Annotated in this window: 30 protein-coding genes and 1 tRNA gene; 23 read left to right on the forward strand and 8 right to left on the reverse strand. The window is 44.4% G+C overall.

Features of this window, described 5'->3' with window-relative positions:
• The first annotated feature begins 59 nt into the window (after positions 1-59).
• Positions 60-278 carry a hypothetical protein gene (locus PAP_RS02285; protein ID WP_048164503.1) on the forward strand — a complete coding sequence of 73 codons (219 nt, stop codon included), beginning with the start codon at positions 60-62 and terminating at the stop codon, positions 276-278.
• Here the strand turns inward: PAP_RS02285 and PAP_RS02290 are convergent.
• From PAP_RS02290 to PAP_RS02300, 3 genes are all read right to left on the reverse strand, one after another.
• A complete protein-coding gene (locus PAP_RS02290; protein ID WP_048164504.1) occupies positions 275-1,459 on the reverse strand; it encodes an MFS transporter in 1,185 nt (394 codons plus the stop codon). The two genes, PAP_RS02285 and PAP_RS02290, sit on opposite strands and share 4 nt — an antisense overlap.
• On the reverse strand, positions 1,452-1,760 hold the full coding sequence (locus tag PAP_RS02295) for a PadR family transcriptional regulator (protein WP_048164505.1): 309 nt from the start codon (positions 1,758-1,760) through the stop codon (positions 1,452-1,454). Before PAP_RS02295 ends, PAP_RS02290 begins: the two co-directional genes overlap by 8 nt.
• 74 nt (positions 1,761-1,834) lie before the next feature.
• A complete protein-coding gene (locus PAP_RS02300) occupies positions 1,835-2,224 on the reverse strand; it encodes a PaaI family thioesterase (protein ID WP_048164506.1) in 390 nt (129 codons plus the stop codon).
• A 100-nt stretch (positions 2,225-2,324) separates the two neighbouring features.
• Between PAP_RS02300 and PAP_RS02305 the strand changes: the two genes are divergently transcribed.
• From PAP_RS02305 to nuoI, 20 genes are all read left to right on the forward strand, one after another.
• Entirely contained in the window at positions 2,325-2,714 is a 390-nt protein-coding gene (locus PAP_RS02305) for a DUF2240 family protein (protein ID WP_048164507.1), read from the forward strand.
• A 44-nt stretch (positions 2,715-2,758) separates the two neighbouring features.
• The gene (locus tag PAP_RS02310) at positions 2,759-3,139 is read left to right on the forward strand and encodes a toprim domain-containing protein (protein ID WP_048164508.1); all 381 of its coding nucleotides are present in this window, start codon (positions 2,759-2,761) and stop codon (positions 3,137-3,139) included.
• A gap of 21 nt (positions 3,140-3,160) precedes the next feature.
• On the forward strand, positions 3,161-4,561 hold the full coding sequence (gene dnaG / locus PAP_RS02315) for a DNA primase DnaG (RefSeq protein WP_048164509.1): 1,401 nt from the start codon (positions 3,161-3,163) through the stop codon (positions 4,559-4,561).
• Positions 4,562-4,630: 69 nt separating this feature from the next.
• The gene (locus tag PAP_RS10260; protein ID WP_158442499.1) at positions 4,631-4,804 is read left to right on the forward strand and encodes a hypothetical protein; all 174 of its coding nucleotides are present in this window, start codon (positions 4,631-4,633) and stop codon (positions 4,802-4,804) included.
• 50 nt (positions 4,805-4,854) lie between these two features.
• Positions 4,855-6,576, forward strand: a complete 1,722-nt coding sequence (locus PAP_RS02320; RefSeq protein ID WP_048164510.1) for a glutamate--tRNA ligase — start codon at positions 4,855-4,857, stop codon at positions 6,574-6,576.
• A gap of 163 nt (positions 6,577-6,739) precedes the next feature.
• Complete coding sequence (gene sufC, locus PAP_RS02325; protein WP_048164511.1) at positions 6,740-7,486, forward strand: Fe-S cluster assembly ATPase SufC; 747 nt, start codon at positions 6,740-6,742, stop codon at positions 7,484-7,486.
• Entirely contained in the window at positions 7,479-8,807 is a 1,329-nt protein-coding gene (locus PAP_RS02330) for an SUF-like minimal system protein SmsB (protein ID WP_048164512.1), read from the forward strand. The genes sufC and PAP_RS02330 overlap by 8 nt, the downstream gene beginning before the upstream one ends.
• Before the next feature lie 255 nt (positions 8,808-9,062).
• Complete coding sequence (locus PAP_RS02335; protein ID WP_048164513.1) at positions 9,063-9,569, forward strand: Na+/H+ antiporter subunit E; 507 nt, start codon at positions 9,063-9,065, stop codon at positions 9,567-9,569.
• Entirely contained in the window at positions 9,566-9,820 is a 255-nt protein-coding gene (locus tag PAP_RS02340) for a monovalent cation/H+ antiporter complex subunit F (RefSeq protein WP_048164514.1), read from the forward strand. The genes PAP_RS02335 and PAP_RS02340 overlap by 4 nt, the downstream gene beginning before the upstream one ends.
• On the forward strand, positions 9,817-10,194 hold the full coding sequence (mnhG, locus tag PAP_RS02345) for a monovalent cation/H(+) antiporter subunit G (protein WP_048164515.1): 378 nt from the start codon (positions 9,817-9,819) through the stop codon (positions 10,192-10,194). Before PAP_RS02340 ends, mnhG begins: the two co-directional genes overlap by 4 nt.
• Positions 10,191-10,466, forward strand: coding sequence for a DUF4040 domain-containing protein (locus tag PAP_RS02350; RefSeq protein ID WP_048164516.1), 276 nt, complete (start codon positions 10,191-10,193; stop codon positions 10,464-10,466). Before mnhG ends, PAP_RS02350 begins: the two co-directional genes overlap by 4 nt.
• A complete protein-coding gene (locus PAP_RS02355; protein ID WP_048164517.1) occupies positions 10,460-11,176 on the forward strand; it encodes a Na(+)/H(+) antiporter subunit B in 717 nt (238 codons plus the stop codon). The genes PAP_RS02350 and PAP_RS02355 overlap by 7 nt, the downstream gene beginning before the upstream one ends.
• A complete protein-coding gene (locus tag PAP_RS02360; RefSeq protein ID WP_048164518.1) occupies positions 11,173-11,517 on the forward strand; it encodes an NADH-quinone oxidoreductase subunit K in 345 nt (114 codons plus the stop codon). Before PAP_RS02355 ends, PAP_RS02360 begins: the two co-directional genes overlap by 4 nt.
• Complete coding sequence (locus tag PAP_RS02365) at positions 11,514-12,998, forward strand: proton-conducting transporter transmembrane domain-containing protein (protein ID WP_048164519.1); 1,485 nt, start codon at positions 11,514-11,516, stop codon at positions 12,996-12,998. Before PAP_RS02360 ends, PAP_RS02365 begins: the two co-directional genes overlap by 4 nt.
• Positions 12,995-14,848 (forward strand): proton-conducting transporter transmembrane domain-containing protein, encoded by a 1,854-nt coding sequence (locus PAP_RS02370; RefSeq protein WP_048164520.1) that lies wholly within the window; start codon positions 12,995-12,997, stop codon positions 14,846-14,848. The genes PAP_RS02365 and PAP_RS02370 overlap by 4 nt, the downstream gene beginning before the upstream one ends.
• A gap of 3 nt (positions 14,849-14,851) precedes the next feature.
• Positions 14,852-15,781: a respiratory chain complex I subunit 1 family protein gene (locus tag PAP_RS02375; protein ID WP_048164521.1), complete on the forward strand. Its 930-nt coding sequence runs from the start codon at positions 14,852-14,854 to the stop codon at positions 15,779-15,781.
• A gap of 11 nt (positions 15,782-15,792) precedes the next feature.
• Entirely contained in the window at positions 15,793-16,362 is a 570-nt protein-coding gene (locus PAP_RS02380) for a NuoB/complex I 20 kDa subunit family protein (protein ID WP_048164522.1), read from the forward strand.
• Complete coding sequence (locus tag PAP_RS02385; protein ID WP_236627004.1) at positions 16,335-16,883, forward strand: NADH-quinone oxidoreductase subunit C; 549 nt, start codon at positions 16,335-16,337, stop codon at positions 16,881-16,883. The genes PAP_RS02380 and PAP_RS02385 overlap by 28 nt, the downstream gene beginning before the upstream one ends.
• Positions 16,884-16,893: 10 nt before the next feature.
• The gene (locus tag PAP_RS02390) at positions 16,894-18,063 is read left to right on the forward strand and encodes an NADH-quinone oxidoreductase subunit D (RefSeq protein WP_052649038.1); all 1,170 of its coding nucleotides are present in this window, start codon (positions 16,894-16,896) and stop codon (positions 18,061-18,063) included.
• A 5-nt stretch (positions 18,064-18,068) separates the two neighbouring features.
• Entirely contained in the window at positions 18,069-18,668 is a 600-nt protein-coding gene (gene nuoI / locus PAP_RS02395) for an NADH-quinone oxidoreductase subunit NuoI (RefSeq protein ID WP_048164524.1), read from the forward strand.
• Between the two features lie 104 nt (positions 18,669-18,772).
• Here the strand turns inward: nuoI and malP are convergent, their stop codons facing one another.
• Entirely contained in the window at positions 18,773-21,277 is a 2,505-nt protein-coding gene (gene malP / locus PAP_RS02400) for a maltodextrin phosphorylase (RefSeq protein WP_048164525.1), read from the reverse strand.
• A gap of 221 nt (positions 21,278-21,498) precedes the next feature.
• On the opposite strand from malP, the gene PAP_RS02405 reads away from it, so the two are divergent.
• Positions 21,499-22,257: a molybdopterin-binding protein gene (locus PAP_RS02405; protein WP_048164526.1), complete on the forward strand. Its 759-nt coding sequence runs from the start codon at positions 21,499-21,501 to the stop codon at positions 22,255-22,257.
• A gap of 4 nt (positions 22,258-22,261) precedes the next feature.
• Entirely contained in the window at positions 22,262-23,089 is an 828-nt protein-coding gene (locus PAP_RS02410; protein ID WP_048164527.1) for a translation initiation factor eIF-2B alpha/beta/delta subunit family protein, read from the forward strand.
• Between the two features lie 10 nt (positions 23,090-23,099).
• Here the strand turns inward: PAP_RS02410 and PAP_RS02415 are convergent, their stop codons facing one another.
• From PAP_RS02415 to nikR, 4 genes are all read right to left on the reverse strand, one after another.
• Positions 23,100-23,432, reverse strand: coding sequence for a DUF7508 domain-containing protein (locus PAP_RS02415; RefSeq protein ID WP_048164528.1), 333 nt, complete (start codon positions 23,430-23,432; stop codon positions 23,100-23,102).
• 408 nt (positions 23,433-23,840) lie between these two features.
• The gene (locus PAP_RS02420; protein ID WP_048164529.1) at positions 23,841-24,908 is read right to left on the reverse strand and encodes a DUF835 domain-containing protein; all 1,068 of its coding nucleotides are present in this window, start codon (positions 24,906-24,908) and stop codon (positions 23,841-23,843) included.
• A gap of 88 nt (positions 24,909-24,996) precedes the next feature.
• Positions 24,997-25,073, reverse strand: a tRNA-Thr gene (locus PAP_RS02425).
• Between the two features lie 44 nt (positions 25,074-25,117).
• Positions 25,118-25,534 (reverse strand): nickel-responsive transcriptional regulator NikR, encoded by a 417-nt coding sequence (nikR, locus tag PAP_RS02430; RefSeq protein ID WP_048164530.1) that lies wholly within the window; start codon positions 25,532-25,534, stop codon positions 25,118-25,120.
• Positions 25,535-25,603: the final 69 nt, after the last annotated feature.

Raw genomic sequence — 25,603 nt, forward strand, 5'->3', positions numbered from 1 at the left:
TTGATTTGGGGACTTAACCCTTTTATACGTTTAACCCAAAATTCTCATTGGTGGTAGCCATGTTCATGGCAGAGTTTAAACTTAGATTTGGCTCAAGAAAGTGGTATGTTAGAAGGGTTGTCGAGGCTGAAAGTCTTGAAGAAGCAAAGCAATTAGCGGAGCGTTATGTTAAGAGCATCAACAAGGGCGAGGTAAAGTGGGAGCTCAACGATGTTTACGAGCTTGAAAAGCCGCTTACAATAACAAAAGAGATGGTAGAGAAACTTGAGAAAGCTTAGCTTTTCTCTTCTTTCACCCCTATCATAAGCAGCATCGCCAAAAAGCTCATGAGTGCTGCATAGAGGAAAGCGTATTTTAGCGAAAAACTCTGCCACAGCCATCCCGCTATAACTGAAGCTGGGAACACAAAGACGCCAAAGACGGTGTGGTAAGCTCCTATTACAGTGCCCTTCTCGAAGTCTTTAGCAAGGTCTGCCATGTAAGCTCTTGGTATGGTGTCTTCTATCGCCATGTAAAGGCCGTAAAGAACAAAGGCGAGCAAAAGCATAGGCAAGTCCTTGGCATAGGCAAACGTCAGAGCGGCTAGCGTAGCTACGCCAAATCCAGCAGTGATTACGCTCTTTTTGCTCACCCTGTCCGAGTAAACCCCGATAGGATAAGCGGCGAATGCATAAATTGCGTTGAAGAGTGCATAAAAGCCCAAGCTCTGCACGATCGAATAGCCGAGTTCCTCTGCCTTCCAGAGTGTAAACGCATAACTATACCTTCCCAACGCACCAATGGCAATGACGACTAAAAACAGCCTTAAGTTCCTGCTCTTTAAAGCGGAAATCCCCTTTATCTTCTTTTTAACTTCTTTTCCTGTATCTTTAACGAGCAGGAGCACGATTAAAACTCCTAAAAGCCCGGGGATAGCGGAGATGAGGAACACTCTTCTATAGGCTTCAAGAGTAGAGTACTTTGAGAGCCAAGCTAAGAGTCCAATCGCGACCAAGGGCCCAGCAACTGCTCCTAGGGTGTCCATCATCCTGTGGAAGCCGAAGGATTTGCCGCTCTTCCCTTTTTCACTTGACTCCGCTATCAGTGCATCCCTCGGTGCAGTTCTAATGCCCTTTCCCACTCTATCGAGGACCCTAAGTGAAAGGAAGCCGAGCCACCCTCTCGTAAATGCCAGTGCACCCTTCGAGATTGTCGATAAAGTATATCCGAGCGCAACAAAGAACTTCCTCTCCCTAAAGCGGTCGCTTATGTAGCCAAAGAGCACCTTAAAGAGTGAGCTTAAACTCTCTATGAGGCCCATTATCGAGCCACTCATCACTTTTCCAACCCTCAAGATGTCTGTGAGATAAGTGGGCACTATAGGTGCAATCATTTCGCTGCTCATATCATTGAGAAAGCTGACAATTCCGAGCAAAAAGACGTTCCAGCTTATTCCAAGGATTTTCTTCTCTTTATTCATCACAATCACCCAAAATCTCCTTTGAGAGCTCCATAACTTTCTTTTTGCCTTCCTCTAGCACTTCACGCCCTCTGGGTGTTATCTCGTAAAAGCGAACCCTCTTCCCGTTCTCTACTTTCCAACAGCTCTTTAAAAGGCCCATATCTTCCATTTTATGGAGTAGGGGATAGAGAGTTCCAGGGCTCACGTTATATCCGTGTCTCCTAAGTTCTTCCATCATGAAAACGCCGCTTATTGGTTCTTTGCTTGCATGGTGGAGTATATGGAGACCCATGAATCCTCTTAAAATTTGGCGAATCATATCGAACACCGATATCGAATTTCGATATTGAGGTATAAAAAGTTTGCTAGCCAATGGGTTGATAAAAAGGAAAATTAACTCTCAAGCACATGCTTTTCCAAAACATAGCAGTGGAAAGTTCCTTCAAAGACCTTCTCGTCCCTTTGGTTGAAAACTTCAACAAAAACAAGCTTTTTCTTTCCTAAATCCTCTTTGACTTTTGCCTTGGCTAAAAGCTCATCGCCAACTTTCACGGGCTTGGTAAACTTTACTTCCGCCTTTCCAAGCACTACTGTAGGCTCGTTAACGGCCAGCATTGCTGCATAATCGGCCAATCCAAAAGTGAAGCCCCCGTGTACAAGGCCATACCCATCGACCGTCATTTCTTTCATGGTTTTTAGTCTAATCTCCGCATAGCCCTCTTCGATTTTCAAGGGCTCCCCGACCAAGCTTTTGGATGTCATCAAGTGTGTTCTCTGCTCCATAGCATCACCCAACAGTACTCTACCTCAGAGGTTAAAGCTCTAACTCCCGTCGAAGCACAAAGGTTTTATCCTTTTTTGACAAGTTTAGTGTGGTGAAAGTGTGGAGAGTCTTAAGCAAGCTGTTGCCCTAAAGGGCTCAAACGAGTTTGGCAGGCAGGAGCTTGTGGCAATTTTATCATTCAAACTCGGCCTAATGGCTCCGAAGGAAGCGAAGGAGCTCATTAGTTCCGCTATTGAAGATGGCATCATTGAAGTTAGGGATGATACTCTTGTTGTCCATTTAGAGCGTGCAGAAGAAAAAAAGAGGGATGTATTCAAAGAGATGGTTACTTACATTGCTGAAGCTTTGGGCTGGGATAAGGAAGAAGTTCTTGAAGAAATAAATGTATTTGCAGAGCGTTATGGAAATTTGGATAAAAAGCTTGTAGCTTACCTCTATGGCATTGACAAAGGTTTAGACATGTCAGTGTTTAAAGATATGATTGAATGACAAAATGTTTATAAGCTCTTTTAAACCCCTTCATCATGACGGCTATGTTGCCCGAAAACTATAAAAGATTTGAACTCCTTATAGAAAAATTGCGAGACTTTGGTGGCGTAATCATTGTTGAAGGAAGGCGAGACGAGGTGGCTTTAAGGAAATTGGGGGTCGAAACGGGGATAATAAAGCTTTCCCGCTTACCACTGTCTGAAATTGCCTTAATCGCTTCGCAACATCACGAAGTCATGATATTAACGGATTTGGATAGAAAAGGTGAAGAGTTGGCAAAAAAATTGGCTTCCTATTTGGAAGGATACAAGTGTAGAGTAGACATGGAGACAAGAAAAGAGCTCAAGAGAATTGCAAAAAAGGACATTAAGGGCATAGAAGACTTGTATGGCCTGTATATAAGGGCTATAAATTCCCGTTTCTGACCCCCTTTAGGAGGGATTAAATTGAAGAGGAAAAAGGTGGTAATGCAGCACTTACTTGAAAAAACCGCTAAGCATGCAAGAAAAAAAGAGGGTGGTGCTATCATGGCAGGAAAAGATGAATTTGGAACGACAAAATATGTAGTTTACGCCGAATTTGAAGCTAACGGTGTTGTTGAAAGACCCGACGTTGTTGGTGCTATTTTTGGTCAAACTGAGGGTCTGCTTGGAGATGATTTAGATTTAAGAGAGCTTCAAAAAACCGGAAGAATTGGTAGGATAAAGGTTGATGTTCACACAAAATCCGGAAAAACCTATGGAACAATAACTGTTCCTTCAAGCTTAGATAGAGTTGAAACCGCTATTTTAGCAGCTGCACTTGAGACTATCGATAGAGTAGGGCCATGTGAAGCGAGAATAAGCGTCACAAGAATAGAGGATGTAAGAGCAACCAAGAGAAAGTACATAGTTGAGAGAGCTAAGGAAATACTCGAGAGCCTCATGGAGGAGGAAATTCCAGAGAGCCAAGAGCTTACTGACGAGGTTAAGAAAGCAGTTAGAGCCAAAGAACTAATCGAATATGGTCCAGAAAATCTCCCAGCGGGTCCGCATGTACCGTTCTCTGACTCAATTATAGTTGTTGAAGGTAGGGCGGACGTTTTGAACCTCCTCAAGCACGGAATTAAAAACGCAATAGCCGTTGAGGGAACATCAATACCGGAGACAATAATTAAACTCAGCAAGGAGAGAATCGTCACGGCGTTCACTGATGGGGATAGAGGTGGAGAGCTGATCCTTAAGGAACTCCTCCAAGTTGCTGATGTGGACTATGTCGCAAGAGCTCCTGAAGGAAAAGAAGTGGAAGAGCTTACTAAGAAGGAGATTGTTAAGTCCCTTAGGAGCAAAGTTCCAGCAGAGCAGGTCATTAACGACATATTCTACAAGGGGAAGAACTTCTATGAAGTAATCAAAGAGAAGAATCGCGAGAAAGAAAGGGCAAGCTATGAGGCTAAAGTAGAGAAGCCGCAAAAGCTCGTGCACCCACAGCCTGCTAGGGAAGTTAGAGTAGAACCAAAGGCGGAAGTTAAAGAAGAAAAGCAAGAGCGCTTTGTTAAACCAATCCAGCGCGCTTCAAAGCCTTCAGAGCTTGACAAGTTTAAGGAGTACATAGAGAAGGTCAAAACTGATTCAGTTGCAATCCTATTGGATCAGGAAAACAACATGCTGGCAGAGATACCTGTTAGGGACTTAATATCAACCCTAAACGAAAAAGAAGGCATAAACACAGTAGTATTCAACGGAATAATAACTCAAAGGCTCATAGACTTGGTCAGTGAGAAGGGCGTTAAGTACCTCATCGGCGCCAGAAAGGCCAACGTCGTTAGAAGGCCCATAGATTTGAAGATACTCACTTTTGCTGAGTGAGTACCTTTCTTTTCTTATACTTCATTATCTTTTCTGAAAAAATTTAAATTCGAAATGGTCTATTATTGCATGAAAAACGAAGATATCAAGCTCCTCCTTTTGGGTATTACTTTAATTCTCTTTGGCATAAGTCTAGAATTGGCTCCTTTCTCCAACCGTAGCTTGTTGGGCGTAGTTGTTTCTACATTTGGGGTTATACTTGCCTTTTTCGGTGCTGTAGAAACTTCAAGCGAAGAAGGTTAGCTGGGCAAGGTTTATAACTTCCCATCCCTTTCTCCAATTAGGTGAGGAAAATGAGTGTGGAAGAGCTTATATTGAAGTATGCGCTCATCAATGCCGTTCAGCACGATGGGAAGGCTAATCCCAAAGCAGTGATAGGCAAAGTCTTGGGAGAAAATCCTGAGTTAAGGCCAAAGGCGAGAGAGATTATCCCCCTCGTTAATGAGACAATTGAAAAAGTAAACGCCATGAGCAGGGAAGAGCAGGAGGCAAAGCTTAAAGAAATTTATCCCGAGTTTTTTGAGGTAAAGAAGGAGAAAAAGGAAGAGAAAAAGGGACTGCCACCGCTACCAAAGGCGGAGAAAGGAAAAGTGATCACAAGGTTTGCTCCAAATCCTGATGGTGTTTTTCACTTAGGCAATGCGAGAGCGGCTATATTAAGCCATGAATATGCACGCATATATGGCGGAAAGTTTATTCTTCGCTTTGATGACACAGATCCGAAGGTCAAGAGACCCGAGCCTATCTTTTATGAGTGGATTCTCGAGGACTTAGAGTGGCTCGGCATGAAGCCGGATGAGATTCACTGTGCGAGCGATAGGCTTGAGCTCTATTATGAGTATGCGGAGAAGCTCCTAAAGATGGGAAAGGCTTACGTCTGTACCTGCGACCCTGCGGAATACAAAAAGCTTAGGGACGGAGGAAAAGCCTGCCCCCACCGCGAGCTTCCTCCGGAAGTTCAGCTTGAGGAATGGAAGAAGATGCTTGATGGCACATACAAGGAAGGAGATGCGGTAGTTAGGATTAAAACCGATTTAAGCCACCCAAACCCTGCGGTTAGGGACTGGCCCGCTTTGCGCATCATTGACAATCCAAACCATCCGAGAACGGGAGATAAGTATAGGGTTTGGCCCCTCTACAACTTTGCCTCAGCTATTGATGACCACGAGCTGGGTGTTACACACATTTTTAGAGGCCAAGAGCATGCAGAAAACGAGACACGCCAAAGATATCTTTACGAGTATCTTGGTTGGGAGTATCCGGAGGCGGTTCATCACGGAAGATTATCCATTGAAGGCGTTGTTTTGAGCAAGTCCAAGACGAGAAAGGGAATTGAAGAAGGAAAATATCTTGGCTGGGATGATCCAAGGCTTGGAACGATTAGAGCCTTGAGGAGGAGAGGCATTAAGCCTGAAGCAATTAAAGAGATAATCATTGAAGTAGGCCTCAAGAGGAGTGATACAACAATAAGCTGGGACAACTTAGCGGCTATCAACAGAAAGCTTGTCGATCCAGTGGCGAATAGGTACTTCTTCGTTGCGGAGCCTATTCCAATGGAGGTTAAAGGTTTCGATGAAGAGTTCATAGCGAAGATTCCGCTCCACCCAGACCACCCTGAGAGAGGTGTTAGAGAGCTAAAGTTCACCCCAGGAAAGCCAATCTACATCTCGAAGGATGACCTAGAATTGCTCAAGAAGAGCGAGTATATCCGCTTGAAAGACCTCTTCAACGTTAAGCTCATAGAGGTAAGCGAGGAGAAAATAGTTGCGGAGTTTGACAGCGTTGAGTATGAGAAGGCCAGGGAGAACAGGTGGCACATGATTCACTGGGTTCCCGAAGGAAAGCCCTGTGAGGTGTTAATACCAATCGGGGACGAGCTGATTGTTAAAGAGGGGCTACTCGAAAGCGATGCTGATGTTAAGGTGGACGAAGTAGTGCAGTTCGAACGCTTTGGCTTCGTAAGGATTGACGCCATAGAAGGAGAGAAAATCAAGGCAGTATTTGCCCACAAGTGAGCTCTTCTCTTTTTTCATTTCAGTTGAAATTGTGAGAACTTCCTTTCTCAACTAGCTATAATTTTACGAAATTTTAGTTCTCCTCGTCTTTTATTCACTTCCCAATTTTGTCCAGAAATGCTTAAAAATTGTTTACTCATCTGCTACTCACGGAGGTGGAGTAATGCTCAAAGTTGAGGATCTCAATGTCACTGTGGAGGGTAAGGATATCCTTAAAGGTGTGAACTTGGAAGTTGGAAGAAAGGAGTTTCACGTCATCATGGGTCCTAACGGAAGCGGAAAGTCAACCTTAGCCCTAACAATAGCAGGCCATCCAAAATATACTGTAAAAAATGGCAAAATATACTTTGAGGGGGAGGATATAACTGCACTGTCGCCAAATGAGAGAGCAAAAAGAGGCATATTCCTGGCATTTCAGCATCCTGAGGAAGTTGAAGGTGTTAAAATTGTGGAGTTCCTTCAAACCGTGCTCAACAAGGTTAAAGGCGTTGACTTGGCAGAGGCCTACGAAATGATTATGGAAAAGCTCAAAGATGTTTGGTTTAGGGAGGATATGCTTGCAAGATACATAAATGTCGGTTTTTCAGGGGGAGAGAGAAAGAGGTTTGAAATTCTCCAAGCCCTTCTTTTGGAGCCGAAGCTCTTAATTTTGGATGAGCCCGACAGCGGCGTCGATATTGACTCATTAAGCGTAATATCGAAAAAGATTGAGGAGCTTTACGAAAAAGGGACGTCAGTTCTCTTGATAACGCACTACGGGAGAATTCTCCAACACCTAGATCCAAGCATCCTTAGAGTGCACATTGTGAAGGATGGAAAGATCGTGATGAGCGGCGGGGCCGAACTTATAGGTGAGATTGAGGAGAGGGGCTTCCAAAAGATTTTTGAGGAGTGTGGATGCGATGAGTGAAACCTTAACGATTAAAGATGCGAAGGCCATTATAGAAAACCAAATTGAGGAGCTCGCAAAAAGGAATAAAGAGCCGGAGTGGGTGACTAAGCTCAGATATAAAGGTTTGGAAGCCTTTGAGACCGCTCCTTACAGTGATCCAGTGCTTCCAAATCTACTTGACTTTATAGCCAAAGCTGAAGAAGTTCCAATTTCTGAAATTAGGAGCCTAGAGGATTTGCCACCAGAGATGAAAGCCCTTTTGGATAGATTGGGTATAAGCGAGGTCGAGCAAAAATACATCGCGGGCCTGGCGGTTCAAAGCGACACGGGTGTTATCTACAATGAGTTCTTAAAGCAGTGGGAGAAGAAAGGACTAATCATGACCTCTATGGAGGAGGCTGTGAAGAGATTTCCAATAGTCAAGGAGCACTTTATGAAGCTTTTCAGCCCTGGTGAGAACAAGCTTACAGCTTACCACACGGCCGTTTGGAACGGTGGTGTCTTCCTCTATGTTAAAGAGGGCCTCAAAGTTCCATTCCCACTTCACCTGTTCTTCCTAATCCAAGAGAGCTCCTTAGCCCAAGCACCTCACATTGTGATCCTCGCTGAGAAAAACAGTGAAGTTCACCTAATTGAAGGATGTACATCGCCCGTTTTAGTTAAGCATTCGCTTCACTTGGACATGACCGAAGCTTACCTTCATGAGGGAGCAAGTGTAAAGCTCAGTGTCCTCCAGAACTGGCCAGAGTATGTCCACACAAGACCAATGACGCGGGCTAAGATAGGAAAAAACGCCCAGTTCATAAACACCACCGTTGGTCTTGGAAGCGGAAAGTCCAACATAGCCAACCCCAAGTACTGGGTCGACGAAGGGGGTTATGTAGAGCTCAACGGCATACTTTTAGGTCAAAAAGACTTCTACGTCGATTTGGGAGGAGAGATGTACCTCCAAGGTAAGGGTGCGAGGGGAATAAATGCGAGCAAAGCTGTGATAATGGACGAGTCAACCGTGATTACGCGGGGTATCATTCATGCCCAAGCTCCAAAGACAAAAGGGCACATAAGCTGTGACGCTCTGCTCATGAGCGATAAGGCAAAGATGGAGACTTATCCCGGCCTTGTATCGAGAGTGGACGATGCCGAACTTAGCCACGAGGCTGCTATTGGTAAGATAAAGGAGGAGGAGCTTTTCTACCTAATGAGCCGCGGCTTAAGCGAAGAGGAAGCGACACAGCTTATCGTTAGGGGATTCCTTGAGCCACTCCTTAAGGACATCCCAATGGAGTTTGTTGTCGAGATAAGGAAGATAATCGAGCTGGCGGTAAGTGGAGGAATGTAACCCTTCTATTTTCTTTTTGATTTGGTTTTAATTTGCTATGCTTTTTGTTCGTTTCTAAAACCCTTGATCTATGCTTGATATTTTATATTTGGACATTATTCCACATAAAAAGACATTAAAGGTCTAAAAGCTTCAAAACTGTTTGTTTTAAACCTAATGTTCTTTTAATAAAGCTTATAAACATATATTCTAAATCAAAGGTTAAAGAGGTTGAATGTAAAAAGTTTCAAATTTGAATTTACGGAGGGTTGATGAATGGGAGAAGCAAGCAAAATAAGCCGCTATCTCTACACCGTAATCGTGCTTTTTATAATTTGGATGTTCTTAACAAGCAGTTTAGACCCACAGGAACTTGAAATTGGATTGATACTTTCCTTAATCGTGGGAGCGCTAACGTACGAAGTCTTCACTGAAAAGGGTCTGGCCAACCTCCATCCAAAAAGGGTTGCCTATGCCATAGCTTACATACCCTACTTCATCTGGGCTATGATTATGGCAAACCTTGATGTTGCTTACAGAGTTCTTCACCCTAAAAGGCCAATAAACCCAGGAATTGTTGAGGCAAAAACTGTTCTAAAGAACGACCTTGGAAAGCTCGCTTTGGCCAACTCAATAACTCTAACACCAGGAACGATAACGCTCGATGTTAAAGAAGATAGATACTTCATCCACTGGATCGATGTAACGGATGAGAGTGTTGAAGGTGCTTCTAAGGCAATCACAGAACCTTTTGAAAAGTTCTTGAAGGTGATATTCCCATGATAGGACTTGAAGTTTATCTCGTGCTAATAGGCATAGCGACACTCTTAAGCATGTATCGCTTTTTCAAGGGGCCAACGACAGTTGACCGCTTAGTAGCTGTTGATATCATGACCACAATAACCACGGGACTGATGGTTCTCTTTGCGCTCTACTACAAGAGGGCAATATTCCTTGATGTGGCTTTAGTCTACGCTGTGTTGGCATTCTTGGGAGTGATAGCGTTTGCAAGGTACTTGGAGGGAGGACTATGAGTGCTGCTGCAATAATAGGCGAGTTTTTGGTGCTCTTCGGAGCAATATTCTATGTCCTTTCATCGCTCGGTCTCATTAGAATGCCCGATGTTTACAATAGAATGCAGACTGCTACTAAGAGCGCAACTTTAGGTTCACTCGGCGTCATAGTGGGAGTTGGCATTTGGGCTATATCCAACGTAAACAGCTACGCATGGCTTCCAAAGACCATAGTTATAGCAGTGTTTTTGCTCTTGACCAACCCAATAAGCGCTCACGCCTTGATTAGAGCAGCCTACAAGAGCGGCATTCCACTTTGGGAGAGGAGCGTAGTGGACAAGTACAAGGAGGCTTTGGAGAGAGAGGGTAAGGAGATGAAGGAGGGAGAGCAATGATAGAGTGGGTGTCCTATTTTATAGTCGCCCTCATGATTATATCCGCAATATTTGCCGTTGAATGGAAGGACTTGTTAGCGGCAGTTGTTGGAATGGCCGCTGTAAGCTTGTTCGCTTCAATAGCGTTCTTCTTCCTTCAAGCACCGGATGTGGCAATGACTGAAGCAGCTATAGGCGCGGCAATGAGTGCTGCCGTATTCATATTCGCAATTAAGAGGACTCAAAGGTATGAGAGCGAAGAAGAAGGCACAGGATGGTGGGTAAGATGGTGAAGAGGGCTTTAGCCATAATAACACTCCTGCTCATCGGTTTTTGGCTCGCTAAGGGGCTTGTGGGAGTTCCATTTGGCGAGGATAAAATGCTGGTCGGTGAATACTATTTAGAGAACGTTAAAGAGCAAACAGGTGCTGTAAACGCTGTGACAGCTGTTGTCGTCAACTACAGAGGTTTTGATACTCTTGGAGAAGTTACCGTCTTATTCATCGCTTCAACAGGCGTTGGTGCTTTACTATGGAGAAGAAAGAAAGAGAGGAGTGCTAAGAGCGAAGGAAGCGTAGTATTAACTGCAGGGGCTAAGATGCTGTTGCCCTTCATAATGCTCTTTGGTGCATACATATTTGTCCATGGTCACTTAACCCCTGGAGGGGGATTCCCAGGCGGTGCAACGGTAGCTACAGCATTCTTAATGCTCTACTTGGCCTTTAAGGAGTATGAGATTGACCACAAGGTCTTTGAGCCACTTGAAGGACTTGCTGGTGTTGGCTACGTCACCGTTGGTCTCATAGGCTTAGCAATAGGTGGCTACTTCCTCTTCGATTGGATATGGCAAACTTGGCAGTTCGGCCACGAAAACATAGGAAGGCTCTTCAGTGCTGGTTTTATCCCAATAATCTACACACTAATTGGAATAAAGGTAGGAACTGAGCTTACGGGAATTGTTGACAACATGATTAAAGAAGAGCCCAAGGGGGGAGGGCAATGATTAGCGTTTACTACTTCGGTGCGATCTCGCTAATCCTAATCGGTCTCTATGCAATCTTAACGAAGAGAAACATACTGAAGATGTTAGTAGGTTTGAGCATAATGGAGACTGGAGTTAACTTGCTCCTAATAAGCGTTGGCTATGTTAGAGGAAAAAGTGCTCCAATTTTGAGCGAGGGTGTAAGTGCTAACCAAGCCGTTGACCCAATTCCTCAAGCTTTAGTTCTCACGGCAATCGTTATTGGCGTTGCTACAACTGCTTTGGCCTTGAGCGTTGCTATAAACTTGTATGAGAGATACAAGACACTCGACGTTGAAAAAATTAGGGGGTTGAGAGGATGAGTCAGTACGCTGCACTTCTCATTGCTCTACCGCTAATGGGTGCATTCCTTATTCCAATACTCAAAAAAATCAGCAGGAGTGCTATAATGCCCTTCTTAGCATTTGTCACATTAGTGCAGACAGGGATAGCAGCTTGGGTGTTTAAAGAGGTTTACACAACAGGAAAACCAATAATAATCATGGCTGGAGGCTTTAGGCCACCTGTTGGAATCAACCTATACATAGGACACTTTGCTTCACTCTTCGTGTTCATAGTGGCTTTAGTTTCATTCCTAATGGTTATATTCAGCATGAAATCAATTAAAGTTGAGCCAAAGGACAAGTATGCGATGCTCTTCCTCCTGCTCATGCTTGGAGCAACGGGAATGATTGCAACTGGAGATATATTCAACCTCTTCGTTTTCATGGAGATAACTGCAATAAGTGCCTACGCTTTAACGGCCTATAATAAGAGTGGAGAAGCTAGCGATGCTGCAATGAAATACATAATCTTGGGGGGCATAGGTTCAAGCTTCTTCCTCGTCGGCATAGCCCTACTCTACGGAAGCCTCGGCACGCTCAACTTAGCTCAAATTGGCCAGCTTGCCCAATTAATGGACCCAACAGTAGCACAGGTTGCTTTAGGTTTGATAGTCCTTGGCTTAGCTGTTGAGGCAGAGATATTCCCATTAAACGCTTGGGCACCCGATGCCTATCAAGCAGCTCCACACCCAATCACCACAATGTTCTCAGCGTTTGTTGTTAAGGCCTCACTATATGCTATGGCGAGAATACTCTACCTAACAAGCGCAGTGAGCTCTTGGGGTAATGTTTTAAACCTACTAATAATTCTCGGAACTCTAACGGTAATTATCGGTGAGCTTTCGGCTTTGAGGCAGACCAACGTTAAGAGAATGTTCGCCTACTCGAGTATAGCCCAAGTGGGCTTTATAGCAGTTGGCTTTGCCCTTGGGACTCAAGCAGGTGTAAATGCTAGCGTGTTCCACATGGTGAACCATGCGATAGTGAAAGCTCTTATGTTCCTAGCGGTTGGCTACGTTGCTCTCGAGCTTGGAGGAGTAAGCTTAGAAGACTTCAGAGGCTTAGGAAAGAGGATGCCATTAACAGCCTTCGCAATAACTGTTGGAGCGATAAGCATCATTGGAATTCCACTCTTTAACGTCTTCTGGAGCAAGATGCAGTTGGTTATGGCTGCATTGGAAGCTGGCAAGACGGGAGTAATTGCATTAATCCTCGGTGCGAGCTTGGTGGAGGCGGTCTATTACATAAGGTTGATACACACAATGTGGTTTGAAGGCGAGGGAGAGAAAATCGGCGAAGACACATTACTCGGCACAATTATGCTGCTTTTAGTGGCATTGGTTATCATAATAGGAATCTATCCCGACGCGGTCTGGCAGATAGTCCAAAAAGCTGGAAAGGACATCTTCGATGTCGCGAGCTATGTTAAAAATGTTCCACTAATGGGGGTGAGCCCATGAACGAGTTAGTTGTAATGGTCATCGCGCCCCTTTTAGCAGGAGTACTTGCTTGGCTCTTAGATGTGAGGGGCATTAAAGAAGCGCTTGGCGTTTTAGGTGCTGCTGTCCCATTGGGGTATGCTGCAGTGCTCTACGAGAGAGCGGGAGAAGGAATTAACGTTGCTTACACTTTGGGAGGCTTTCAAATTACATTCGCATTAAACCAGCTCAGCTGGTTTTTCATTGGAATAGCTGCATTGGTTGGCTTTACAGCAGTGCTCGCAATGGTTTCAACAGCTAAAAGCTCTTACGAGTGGCTCTTTGCATTAATGAGCTTAAGCGGTGTGCTCGGAGTATTCCTAGCGAATGACCTGATGACCTTCTTCATATTCTGGGAAATCATGACGTTCGCTTCCTTCATGATGGTGCTTAAGTACAACAAGGGAGCATCACTCAAGTACTTCCTCTTGAGCGTCTTTGGCGCTTACGCAATGCTAATAGCGATAGGCATAATATACGCAAAGCTCGGAACCTTTGAGTTCTCGGCAGTGCAGCAGGCCATGTATAGAGATGCCTACGCTGTAATGCTCGGAGGCCAGGGTCTCTTTACCAAAGGTGAAACCGCTTTGATATACCTGCTCTTCATAATAGCCTTTGGTGTAAAGGCCGGAGCATTTCCGCTCCACGTGTGGGCACCTGATGCCTATAGCGAGACGAACCAGAGCTATACTTCCTTCTTCAGCGGTGCTCTAAGCAAGGCGGGAGTTTACGGCTTCATCTTAATGTACATCCTAATGGGTGCCAAGCTCACCTATGAGTTCGGAGCGTTTAGGAGCACCACAAAGTTTGGCTATATAATAGCATTCATTGGAGGCCTAACAATCGTCGTAGGGGGACTACTCGCAGCCCTCCAAGAGGACATAAGGAAGCTCTTTGCCTATTCGAGCATAAGCCAGCTCGGTTATATCCTCGTAGGTATAGGCGTTGGAACGGCTTTGAGCATGCAGGCAGCATTATTCCATGCTTTGAGCCACGCCCTATTCAAAGGCCTCTTTTTCCTAATAGTGGCTACAATTGTTTACAGAACTGGAAAGACGGAATTCAAGGACATGGGCGGCTTGGCTGAAAAGATGCCCTTCACATTTGCAATGGCATTCATAGCCATCTTAAGCTTGGCAGGAATTCCGCCATTGGTTGGATTCGCGAGCAAGTGGGTTCTCTTTGAGGCTGTAATAAGTCAAAACCTCCCAATATTGGGCGGCTTCGTGTTCTTTGGTAGTGCAATAGGTTTCGTTTACCTCATTAGGTTCACCTATGCCGTTTGGTTTGGCCAAAGACCTACGGACTTGGACGACACTAAGGACGCTCCACTTCCAATGGCCATAGCGATGGGTATATTAGCCCTCGGCAACGTGCTCTTTGGAATTGCGCCAGGATTAGTAGCAAGAGAGCTCAACAAAATCTTTGGAAGGGAAGTGATAGGAGGGACGCTCTACGTGCTTGACCTCGGCTTTGGAAAGTACAACGCATTGCTCTTGACGATTTGGCTCGTTATAGGCATAATAATAGCAGGAATCGTGTACTTCATGGGTGCAAAGGTTAGAAGAATTCCCGTTACCGACACTTACCAAGCAGGTAACCCGATAACCATGGATTATAACTTAACGATAAGGAGGAACTTCTTCCTTCCGCTTAAAGAAACGTTGGCCTTCTGGCTTAGGATGAGCTTTGACAGGCTCTACAGGGATGTGGGAAGGTATGTGGAAGACTTAGCCGAAACTTTGAGGAGCTACATCTACAACGGAAATGTCCAAAGCTATGCATGGTATTTGGCCATAGTGCTCTTAATCCTAGCATTATGGGGGGTGTGAAGGATGATAGAGACTGCTTTAAAAGCTCTCTTTATTTTACTCTATGCGACATTCGTTGGATTCATGTTCATGGGAATAATTAGGATAGTGACTGCTAGGGTTCACAGGAGGGTTGGACCTCCAATCTACCAGCCCATTTTGGATACTCTCAAACTCCTCGGAAAGAAAGAGAACATTACTCACGGTCTAATCTACGACTTCGGTGTAATCTATGCCTTAGGAGCTACAATACTAGCCCTAATGTTCATTCCTCTAGGTGGCGTTGGAATCTTGAGGGCCTATGGAGACTTAATCCTAATTACGTTCCTCCTTGAGATACCCATGCTTGGAATAATGTTCGCCGCAATGAGCTCAGGAAATCCATGGGCGGGCTTAGGTGCTCAAAGAGCACTATTAACGCTCTTGGCAATTCAAGTACCACTTGGCTTTGCAATAGTTGCCTTAGCAGAATTTTACGGCACATTCAGTACTTATCAAATAGTTGCAGCCCAGCAGGCTATGGGATGGAGTATAACTCATCTTCCACTGCTCTTAGCGGCAATAGCATATGACTTAGTGCTCCAAGCAATGTTTGGAAAGGAGCCATTCGACATAATGATTGCTCCTGGTGAGATTTCCCTTGGTCCAATGGTCGAGTTTGGTGGAAAGCACATGGGGATACTCCAAATCCAGCACGCCATAGCACTCTTCGCTGAGACACTGTTCTTCGCGAACATATTCCTTGGAGGAGCAGTTGTTACAGTGTTTGCAAGCCCAATACTCAACACAATAGCGAGCTTGGCAATACTCCTCGTTAAGCAAATAGCCGTGCTCCTAATAGCCACTCTAATGGCCACCATATTCCCAAGGTTCACGATTGACCAAGCTGCAAAGTTCTACTGGAAGTGGCCCACCATATTAGCCGCATTAGGAGCTGTGTTAGCAAGCCTTTAGGGGGTGAAAAAATGGTTGATTGGCGTCTCTTTGAACCTTTATTTAATTATGCGAGAAAGAAGAGCATGTGGATTGTGGCATTTTGTACTGGGTGTGGCGGAATTGAAATGCCCCCATTAATGACGTCAAGATATGATTTAGAGCGTTTCGGTATGATGCCCAATCCAGCACCTAGAATGGCCGACCTATTCCTAATCACGGGATATGTAACTCCAAAGACACTAAAGAGAATCATCATAACCTACGAGATGCAGCCCGATCCAAAGTACGTTATGGCCCACGGCTCATGCCCACTCAACGGCGGTCCCTATTGGGACTCCTACAACGCAATCAAACACCTCGACAAGTACATTCCTGTCGATGTTGTTATAGCGGGATGTATGCCAAGGCCAGAGGCTGTCATGGATGGAATAAACAAGATGATGGAAATGATTGAGAACGGAACTGCGGATGGATGGAAGCGCTACAAGGAGAACTATGAGTGGTATAAGAAAAACCAGGATGAGCTGTTTGGTGAAGGCTGGAGGGAAAGAGAAGCAAGGAGGTGGCTCCCATGGCTGATGGACAAGAAGAAGGAGTGAAGACTATGAGGGAAGAAACTATTATCCAAAAAATCCTTGAAAAGGCCCCTTATGCTGAGGGTAAAGTTAGGAGAGAGAGGAGAATTGAGTTTAAAATCCCGGCTGAAAGGATAAGGGACTTCCTCATGCTCCTCAAAGAGAAGGACTTCGAAAGCATGATGCAGATAACGGTGGTGGACTGGCCAAACGATGGCGAATACGAGCTGGTCTACCAAATGTGGAGCTACACCCATGCAGTTCACGCCTTCGTTAAGACGAGAATTCCAAGGGATTTAGATAAAGCGAGGATGCCAACAGTTAGAGACATCTATCCCGTAGCAGAGACTTATGAGAGAGATGCCCACGACTTCTTTGGCGTCTACTTTGAAGGCAATGACAAGATGGAGATGCCTTGGATTCTCGACGATACAGAGCAAGGCCTATTCCCTTACAGAAAAGACTTCGATTGGATTGGCTATGTGAAGAAGAAGTACAAAATCTTAGACAGATTCGATGAGGATAAGGACAACTATGTGATTTGAGGTGAGAAGGATGGAGAACGAACTAATTAGGGAAGCGAGAGAGAATGGGATGGAGCTCCTCCCCATAGATAAGGATACCTACGAATTGTTCTTTGGTCCACAGCACATGGCTACCGAGAACTTTAGCTTAATCCTCAAAATGGACGGTCATAGGGTAGTTAAGGCGATAGCAAATCCAGGCTTCCTCCATAGGGGATTTGAGAAGCTCGCGGAGTTTAGGCCTTGGCACACAAACATAGCCATGCTCTTGAGAATATGTGTCCCTGAACCAGATGTCCCAGAGAACATATACTCAATGGCCGTTGATGAGCTTATGGGATGGGAAGTCCCCGAGAGAGCTCAATGGATTAGGACAACAGTCCTTGAGATGGCAAGGGTAAGCTCATACCTCTTTTGGACAATGGGACTCTCATTTAAGCTTGGTGTCTACACTGCAGGACAATGGGCCGCTGCATATAGGGAAAGATTAATGGCGCTCTTTGAGCAGCTCACTGGTGGTAGAGTTTACCACATTTACACAATCCCCGGAGGAGTTAGAAGAGACATCCCGGGCGACAAGTGGTTGAGGCAGCTCAAAGATACGGTTGAGTACATAAAAAGCAAGCTCAAGGACTTTGACCACCTCGTCTTTGAGAACTACGTAACCTACAGAAGGCTTGAGGGAATTGGTGTTATGGACAAGAAGTTCGCCTTAGCGGAAGGCGTAACAGGGCCGAACTTAAGAGCTACAGGCGTTGCGGCCGATGTAAGAAAGCTCGATCCCTACTTGCTTTACCCAGAGCTTGACTTTGAAGTGCCTGTCCTTAAAGAGGGAGACGCTCTTGCGAGGGCTTTGGTGAGGAGGTTTGAGCTTGAGCAAGACTTGTACATATTAGAACAACTCCTCGAAATGGGGCCGCCGAGCGGCGATTACAAGGTTAACGACCCAAGACTCAAGGCGCTGCCGAGGCTCAAAGTGCCAGCTGGAGATGCCTACGCTCACGTGGAAGCAACCGTCGGTGACTTTGGGGCATATGTGGTTAGCGACGGCAAGAATAAGCCCTACAGAGTGCAGATTAGAGGTCCAAGCATAGCTCATGGAATTAGAGTTTTAGAGCAGCTCGTCGAAGGAGCGAGGATAGCAGATGTTCCAGTTATATTGATGAGCTTAGGAAACTGTCCACCAGATATAGATAGGTGATGCTCATGGAGAAAGTTAAGATTAAGGTTGCTCCAGAGGAAAAGGTTAAGAAAAAGCCTTCATTCCTCAAACCCTGGCTTGGAGTGAGGTATTTATTCAAGAAGCCGGTTACGATTAAAATCCCTCAAGAAAAGACTCAAATAGCCGAGAAGTACCGCGGCTTCCACACTCTCAACTGGAAGACGTGTATAGGGTGTAACATGTGCGGTCAGATATGTCCTGCCAGGGCAATAGAGATGACATGGATTGAAGGTGAGAAGAGGGCCCATCCAAAGATAGACTATGGAAGGTGTACGTTCTGTGAGTTCTGTGTGGATGTGTGTCCAACAGGGGCTTTGGGCTTTGTGGAGCACTATATGCTAACGAAGCCATGGCGTGAGGAAGAGCTTGAGATGTTCAACTGGGTTCCATTACCTGAGGAAAAGGTTAGGAAGTTCAAGGACTACAGACACCCAGTGGAAAAGATAGAAAAGCTTGAGGACGGCGTGGTTAGGTACACCCTTAGAGACGGCGAAGTCTTTGAGTTTAAGATATTGGGCTACGGAATGAAGCCTCCAAACCCTCCGACACCAAAGAATGAGGAGAAAAAAGAGGAAAGTGCCTAATAAGGCCTATTTTCTTTAATTTTCCTCTCTTGGTATTTAGTTCACCTGTTTTAGCATTAGAAAAACGAAATTAATACCCGCAAAAATGGAATAAAAATCAAAAGTCAGAACTCAAAAAAGCCCTTCCATTTGATCAACCCAAGCAAGAACTTGTAGGGCAGCTTGTCGTGGTGTGGGTACACTCTAATGGCGTAGTGCCAGCACGGGTTTCCTAAGTTTTTGAGAGCGTTTCCTTCGTATTTGTATTTCCATCTGCCATTTCCGAGCTCTTGAGGGTGTCTGAGCTCTATTATGTAGGGCTTTTCTATCATATATCCTTCCGCTTTAACTCCATAGTACATCTCAACTTTAACGTCCTCTGGGCTTAGCCCGTCGAGATTGACCACAACCTCAACGCTTCTTGCATTTTGTGTGGTAATGCCCTCTATCTTCACTCTGTCCCACGATGAGAAGACTTTTTCCTTCCACTCCGCCAGCTCTCTAGCCCACTTGAACCCATCTTTCTTAAGCCAAATTCCGTGCTCCATAGCCTTTGTGTAGAATTTTGTCATGTACTCTTTTAGCATTCTGTGGGTGCTAAAGAGAGGTGCTATAGTCTTTATGCTTTCTTTCATCATCTCTGTCCATTTTTCCCTGTTTTCGTAGTATGTTGGGATTACTTCCTTTTCTAGGAGCTCGTATAAGCTTTGGGCATCTCTATAGTCGTCCTCTTCACTCTCAGGTTCTGTTGTTTCGTCTCCTATCACCCATCCGTTCTTTCCATTATATCCCTCGACCCACCAGCCATCGTATGTACTTAAGTTAAGCACACCGTTGAGTCCGGCTTTCATGCCGCTCGTTCCGCTTGCTTCTAGCGGCCTTCTGGGATTGTTTAACCAAACATCAACTCCAGCTACCATCAATCTTGCGGAGCCCATGTCATAGTTCTCAAAGACAATTATTTTCCCTTTAAATTCGGGCATTTGTGAAACTTCATAGACTTTCCTAAGGAATTCTTTCCCAGCGTCGTCTCTTGGATGGGCTTTTCCGGCAAAGACGATGTAGACGGGTTTCTCTGGATTGTTAACTATTTTCTTAAGCCTCTCAAGGTCACTTAATAACAGCGTGGCTCTTTTGTAAGTTGCAAACCTTCTCGCAAAGCCTATTATCAAGGCGTTTTCATCTATCTCGGGAATTGGTTCATTTATACCTAAGCGCTTATTCCTTCTCATTATCTTCCTCTGTATGAGCTTAATGAAATCCTTCTTTGCTTTTAAGTGAGCCTCCCAGAGCTCTTCATCGGGGATAACTTCAACAGCATACCAAATGCCCTCTAAGTTTATATGATCCCTCCAAACTTTGCCCATGTATCTATCGTAGAGCCTTGCTATGGCATTGTGAACCCAAGTTAACGTGTGCACACCGTTTGTTATCCCTTCTATAGGCATTTCATCTAGTGGGATCTCTTTCCATAAGTTCTTCCACATCTTCTTTGAGACCTCTGCATGGAGTTTGCTGACACCATTCACAAAGTTTGAGGTTCTTATGGCTAAAAGCGTCATGTTAAATTCTTTGTCGTTTTTATCGGTTTTGCCTAGAGACAGGAATTTTTCCTTTGGAAGTCCTTCAAAGAACTTCTCAAGCTTTTTCTCCACGAGTTCAATGGGGAATTTATCATGACCTGCAGGAACGGGAGTATGGGTTGTGAAAACACTCGTCCCCCTCACAACCTCTAAAGCCTCTTCGAAAGTTAGGCCTTCTTCCATGTATCTCCTTATTCTCTCAAAGTTTGCAAAGGCGGGATGGCCTTCATTTAAGTGGATTACTCCAGCCTCAATTTTTAAAGCCTCCAAAAGTTTCATTCCTCCTATCCCAAGAAGAATCTCTTGGCTGACTCTGTTGTTCATCTCTGGGTTGTAGAGGTAGTCGCAGGTAATTCTGTCCTCTGGAGGATTCTCCTCGATGTCAGTATCTAGAAGATAGAGTTTTACCCTACCCACGTTTACTTCGAAAACCCTTGCATAAATGATTTTGTTGTCTATGGGAACCTCAATCAAAAGCAGCTCTCCATTTTCTTTGCGAACTGGCTTCATTGGCATTTCTACGGGGTTGTAAAGGGGGAACACTTCAATTTGCTTACCATCCTTGTCTATTTCTTGTTTGAAGTATCCATGCTTGTAGAGGAGTCCTATTGCAATGAACGGTAGTCCCAAATCGCTCGCCGTCTTAACATGATCTCCCGCGAGAATTCCTAAACCTCCTGAATAAATTGGCAGGCTTTTGCTTATGCCGTACTCCATACAGAGATAGACTATGGGTTTGTCCCACTTTGGGTAGTTGGTAGAGAACCAAGTGTTTTTCTCGTTCATGTACCTCTCAAATTTGTCCATCACAAATTCGTACAGGTCTATGAACTTTTCATCCTTTGCAAGTTCATTTAAACGCTCTTCATCAACGTCGAGGAGGAGCTTTACAGGATTTTTATATTCCCTCCAGTGCTCGGAATCTATATGTCCCCACAGTGAAGTTGCTCTCCTAGACCAGCTCCACCAATAGTTATAAGCCAACTCTAGTAGACCCTTAATATTTTCAGGGAGCTTTGATTCAATCTTGCTCTTTATCTCTTCCATACGAATCACCTCTACATGCTATATACTCATTGGCAGTGATACATTAAAAGGGTTTTGGAAATGACGTGGAGAGGACTTCCTTAGTTTTTTCGTGTCTTTACAAACTTAAAGGCACAAAAAGGAATTTAGGGATGGCAGAAATTCTTTAAGCTTTCGCTTCATGATTATTTAATGGCTAAAGATTTTAAGTTTCAATGGAGGAACTTTCTATGGTGGGAGCCATGTTCGCCGAGATTTTAACCATTGGAGATGAGCTTTTAAGCGGTCACACAATTGATAGTAACTCAGCTTTCATAGCTCAAAAGCTTACGGAGAGAGGGTATTGGGTTAAGCGAAAAACTACCGTGGGTGATGATGTAAAGGAGATAGTGGCCGCTGTGAGTGAGATACTCCAAAGAAGGCCAGAGTTGCTAGTTATCTCTGGGGGATTGGGTCCTACGCATGACGATGTAACCGCTTTGGCCGTTGCTGAGGCTCTAAAGAAGGAACTCCTTTTAAATGAAGAAGCATTGAGAAGAATTGAATCGTTTTATAAGAGCCTTTATGAAAGGGGATTAATTGATGATCCCGACTTAAATGATGCGCGCAGAAAGATGGCCTACATTCCGGAAGGGGCAGAGCTTTTGAGAAATGAGGTAGGCGCTGCTCCAGGCTTCTACATCCAAAAAGGCCCTACTAAAATCTTTGTGCTCCCAGGGATGCCGAAGGAAATGAAGGCGATGCTTGAGAATGAAGTGCTCCCCAGGATAGCAGGAAAAAGATTCATCCAAAAGAAACTCTTGGCAGAGATTACGGACGAATCAAAGCTCGCCCCAATATTAAGCGAGGCCATAGAAAAGTTTGGAGTTAGGATACACTCCTCTCCTAAGGGCTTTGGGCGATACATCGGGATAATAATCTTTGGTGAGAATGAAGAGATTATAGAAAATGCTAAAAGGTTCATGGAGGAAAAGGGCATAGTATTTGAGCAGGGATGGTGATTAAATGCTTCCATCTGAGGTTCAAGCTATACTTGAAGAGATGCGAGAGGAAAGGGTTAGAGGTGCTTCATATCTGGCTAAAAAAGGTGCGGAGGCATACATAACGCTGGCCGGGCTTTTAAGTGGCGACGAACTTTTAGAGGCTCTTAATGAGCTTAGCAGAGAGATAAAAGGAGTTAATCCGGCGATGGCTTCACTTTACAACCTAACGCGCTTTATTCCCCATTCTCCCAACTCGTTGATTGTTAAGACCAAGGCTGAGGAGTTTATAAAGCTGAGCGATGAAGCTAAGAGAGAGATTGGCAACATCGGGAGCGAGCTTATAGATGAAGGAGATGTGATAATCACACACTCATTTTCTTCGACGGTTTTGGAGATTTTTAAGGTTGCAATCAAAAAAGGCAAGCGCTTTAAAGTTATCCTAACGGAGAGCGCTCCTGACTATGAGGGCTTAGCTTTAGCTAAGGAGCTTGAAGCTATTGGAGTTCCATTTGAAGTAATCACCGATGCCCAGCTTGGCTTGTTTGCGAAAAATGCCACATTCGCTCTAGTAGGTGCAGACAATATTACTCAAGATGGGAGCGTTATTAATAAGGCGGGCACATATCTTTTAGCTTTAGCCTGCCACGACAACGGTGTTCCCTTTTATGCGGCAGCGGAGAGCTTTAAAATCCATCCAGAGTTAGAAGCTGGAGAAGTTGAAATAGTCGAGAGAAAGTTTAAAAGAAACCACTTCTTGATAAGAAATTACCTCTTTGATGTGACTCCTTGGCGTTATGTAAGAGGTATAATAACAGAGCTGGGGATTTTGGTGCCGCCCAAAGAGCTGTAGATATTCCTCATTAACTTTTTCTCTTCCTGATCTTTCGGTTAAATCTTGGCAGTTCACCATGCTTTTTACTATATCCATCTAAAAGAGCTTTTTGCCTTTTTTCCGCTTCATCTATGTTCTCTGTTACTTCATACCGAAAATACGATGCTCCCATTATTGGATCAGAGCCAGATGGTAGATGCGTTAAAAGTTCATCCCTAAGATTCCCTACTCCTACATATAAAATCTCTCCATTTCCACTTATAAGCTCGTAGACCCCATAAAGATTCACAGCCTCTCTAAATATGTCTTCTTTAGTAAATTTAAACCAACCTTTCGCAATTGTCGTTTTTAACCCCTCCAAACTTGTATGATCATACTTTCTTTTGATTCTATATAATACTATCCTTAAGATTTGTTAGGAACGTTAAAAATGAAACCCAATCATAGAGATTTTAAACGGGATGTATGAACGAAACATGTAAAAATCTTCATAAGTTCAGCGTTTAGCTAAGTGGCTTGGGAAGGCTTTGGCACATTAGTCTGCTTTTTTCTTTTATTTTAATATGTGCATTTTTGACCAGCATTCTGTTGTAGAGTGAGCACTTAATATGATATCGAGGTGAGTGAGATGTTTGATGTTAAGAGCTTGAAGTTTTGGAAGAAAGTGAGCAAAGATGAGAGTGAAGTTGTGAGAGCCTACGCTCAAAAAGACGCTCTGCAGTTTAGGCGGATGATGTGAGTTGACCCTTTCATTTTTAACCTAAAAACCTCACCCGAGGATTCTCTTTAGTATTGCCATCTCTTTTTTCTTCCAGCTTTTCTCATCGAGTGCAATAACCACGACCCCATCGTTTATAAGAGCGAAGTCCCTCAGGGTAGAAAGGAACCTCACTATTGTCTCAAAATTGTTGTACACCACAAGGTATTCGAGACAGTCAATCACCACAACGCCCCTGATACCTTTTTCCCGGCCCTCTCTCAGGTACTTGTTGGCCAGCTCAAGCATGTACGGGAGGTTTGTGGGGGAGATCGTGTCCTTTCCCTGTGTGTTCGTGATGAAGTACTTCCTCCAGGCCTCCGGCACATTCAGGTTTCTCACAAAAGCCAGCACAGGGAAGTCCTTCAGCTCCTCCTTAATCTCATTGTACTCCTCAGAGCTGACAAACCTCGTACCCGGTTTGAGCTGGACTTTCACCCTGACCTTTCCTTTGAAGAAGAGGAACTCTCTCGAAATCGCAAGCTTTAACATGAAATATGCTGAAAGTACTGGGGCAGTGACTTCAAGAATTTCTATCATGTTGTTAATGGGTTCTGCGATTAAAGCGATTGGTCTCATCACCATATAGAATAACCCGTACGCTATCAGCGACAGACCTAAAAAGAGAGCATTTTTTCCTAAGTTATTTTTTAAGTCAATGAAGATAACACCACTCCCCATAACGTAAAATCCAGCTAGACCTATCGTTATCATCTCAACAAAATGCCAGTCTACAGGTATTCCGAGTACCCTTAGAGAGATGGTATAAACAGGGAATGCTATCAAGGCAAGGGGAACATAGATAGGTGGTATGTTCTCTTGCAGGTCATGTTTAGTGATATAAGTTACCATACCGTAGTAAATCAACATTGCAAAGGCAGTATAGCCTAAGATTACGGCATCTCCAATCCCGAGAATCTCAAATATGTTCTCAAATGCACTGAAGAACCACGCAATTCCCCAGTAGAACAGCGCCTTTATTCTGTATTTAAGGTAGTAAGTGATCAATACGCCTCCAATTACCAAACTAAATGGAATTGAGAGAAGGTGCTCAAAATTACCATATACCAAGTTCCACATTATATGCCCCTCCACGGCAATTCAAACACACGGAAAAGAGGTTCAAAAGCACCGCCCCTTCTCTGCATCTCTGTGGCATTGAATGTGTTGGAGCCGGGACCGGGATTTGAACCCGGGACCTGCGGATTACGAGTCCGCCGCCCTACCGAGCTAGGCTACCCCGGCACCCAAAAGATTAGGATGGTAGAGAGTTTATAACTTTTTCGAAATTAGACGAGCTCTCTCCCAGTAGTGCTCATAACGAGCTTTCCGTGTTTAACTCCTTTTAGGCTAATGAGCCTTTCAGCTATAGTTTTCACATCGCTGGCGCGCCCTTTAACAATTATTACTTCAAGACAGTTGTGCTCATCCATATGCACGTGGACGCTCGAGACTATATTATTAACGTAGTCATGCTGCATTTCAAGGAGCTCTTCAACGACATCAGCTTCATCATGGTTGTAGACTATTGTTATCGTCCCGGCCACCTCTTCGTTCCCGACTTCCCACTCGTGCCTCACTATAAAATCTCTAATTAAGTCTCTAATGGCCTCGCTTCTATTGGCATAGCCCTTTTCCTCTATTATATCATCGAACTTTTTTAGCAAATCTTCAGGAATTGAAACACCAAAGCGCACAATCTTCATGCTCCCACCAATGGATATTAGCACTTCTTCTTTAAAAAATTAAGCGTTATAAAAAAAAGGGAAATGGGA

Origin of the sequence: Palaeococcus pacificus DY20341 (assembly GCF_000725425.1) — an archaeon.
Classification (GTDB): domain Archaea; phylum Methanobacteriota_B; class Thermococci; order Thermococcales; family Thermococcaceae; genus Palaeococcus; species Palaeococcus pacificus.